General features: G+C 71.2%; 1 protein-coding gene. It reads left to right on the top strand.

Features of this window, described 5'->3' with window-relative positions; genetic code table 11:
* Positions 1-21: 21 nt before the first annotated feature.
* Positions 22-1901 (top strand): type I polyketide synthase (locus NGF19_RS30865; protein WP_308288570.1); only part of this gene is annotated, 1880 nt, incomplete at its 3' end.

The raw sequence follows: 1901 nt of genomic DNA, 5'->3' as shown, positions 1-1901 counted from the left end.
GACCATCCGTTGTTGGGGGTTGTGGTGGAGTTGCCGGGTTCGGGTGGGGTGGTGTTGTCGGGGCGGTTGTCGTTGTCGGAGCAGGGGTGGCTTGCTGATCACGTGGTTGGTGGGCGTGTGGTGGTAGCGGGGACGGTGTTGGTGGAGATGGTGGGGTTTGCGGGTGCTCGGGTGGGGTGTGGTGTGGTGGGTGAGTTGGTGCTGCAGGAGCCGTTGGTGGTGGCGGAGCGTGGTGGTGTGGCGGTGCGGGTGACGGTGGGTGTTGATGGTGGGGTGCGGGTGCATGGTCGGGTGGAGGGGTCGGAGGAGTGGGTGTGTCACGCGGTCGGCTCGGTGGTGGAGTCCGACGAGGTCGTGTCGGGTGAGTGGGGTGTGGGTGTGTGGCCGCCTGCGGGTGCGGTGGCGGTGGATGTTGCGGGGGTGTATGGGGAGTTGGCGGGTGCGGGGTTGGTGTATGGGTCGGTGTTTCAGGGGTTGGAGCGGGTGTGGCGGCGTGGGGATGAGGTGTTCGCTGAGGTGGGGTTGGCGGTGTCGGGTGGTGGGTTCGGGGTGCATCCGGCGTTGATGGATGCGTGTTTGCATGCGTGGGCGGTGGCTGGTGGGGGGCGTGCGGTGGTGCCGTTCACGTGGTCGGGTGTGCGCATGGGTGTGTCCGGAGTGTCGGGTGTGCGGGTGCGGTTGGTGCCGGTGGGCCAGGACGGGGTCGCGGTGACGGCTGTGACGGCGGGTGGCGAGCTGGTGTGGTCGGTGGAGGCGTTGTCGTTGCGGCCGGTGTCGGCGCTGGTGGCATCGGGTGGTGGTGGGCTGTATCGGGTCGAGCGGCGTGAGATCGCCTTGCCCGAGGCTGCTGGTGTTGTTGGCGATCTGCGGGTGCTGGACCTTCGGGAGGCGGCGCGGGGGATGGCGCCGGGTGCGGTGCGCGCGGTGGTGGTCGAAGTGGTCGAGGCGTTGCGCCGGTTGCTTGGTGAGGGGTCGGGGCCGGTGGTGGTGTGGACCGATGGCGTGGCGTCGGGTGCGGGTGCGGGTTGGGCGGTGTGGGGTCTGGTGCGGTCGGTGCAGCGGGAGGCGCCGGGGCGGGTGGTGCTGGTGGACGGCGGATCTCGCGAGGATCTGGCGCGTGCGGTGTCCTTGGGTGAGCCGGAGGTGCTTATCGGACAGGACGGGGGCGCCCGGGTGGCGCGTCTGGCCGTGGTGGAGGCTTCGGCTGGGGTGCCGGAGTGGGACGGCCGGGGTGTGCTGGTGGTGACGGGCGGTCTTGGGGCGTTGGGTGGTGTGGTGGCGCTGCACGCGGTGACGGCGTGGGGCGCACGGGATGTGGTGCTGCTTTCCCGTCATGCCGGTGATGGTGAGGTGGCGGAGCGGGTGGCGGCGCTGGAGGTGCTGGGCGCGCGGGTGCGGGTGGTGTCGTGCGATGTCGCGGACCGTGCCGCGCTGGCCGCGGGGTTGGCGGACGTCGGCGAGGTGCGGATGGTGGTGCACGCGGCGGGTGTGCTGGACGACGGGTTGCTGGAGTCGCTGACGCCCGAGCGGGTGGAGGGTGTGCTGGCCGCGAAGGTGGACGGCGCGTGGAACCTGCACGAGCTCGGTGTCGAACGGGGCTGGCGGCTGGGCGGGTTCGTGCTGTTCTCCTCGCTGGCCGCGGTGACCGGTTCCGCCGGGCAGGGCGCCTACGGCGCGGGCAATGCGTACCTCGACGCGCTGGCTGCGCACCGGCATGGTCTGGGTCTGCCGGCGGTCTCGGTGGCCTGGGGCCTGTGGCAGGAACGCTCACGGATCACGGCCGGCCTCACCGACACCGACCGTGCCCGGATGCAACGCCAAGGCGTCCTGCCACTGGACACCCAGGCCGCGCTACGCCTGCTCGACACCGCACTCACCACGGCAGAACCGAACCTGGTGGC

Source organism: Streptomyces macrolidinus, assembly GCF_023887685.1.
GTDB classification, from domain to species: Bacteria; Actinomycetota; Actinomycetes; order Streptomycetales; family Streptomycetaceae; genus Streptomyces; species Streptomyces macrolidinus.
This window is presented reverse-complemented; position numbering and strand designations above follow the sequence as displayed.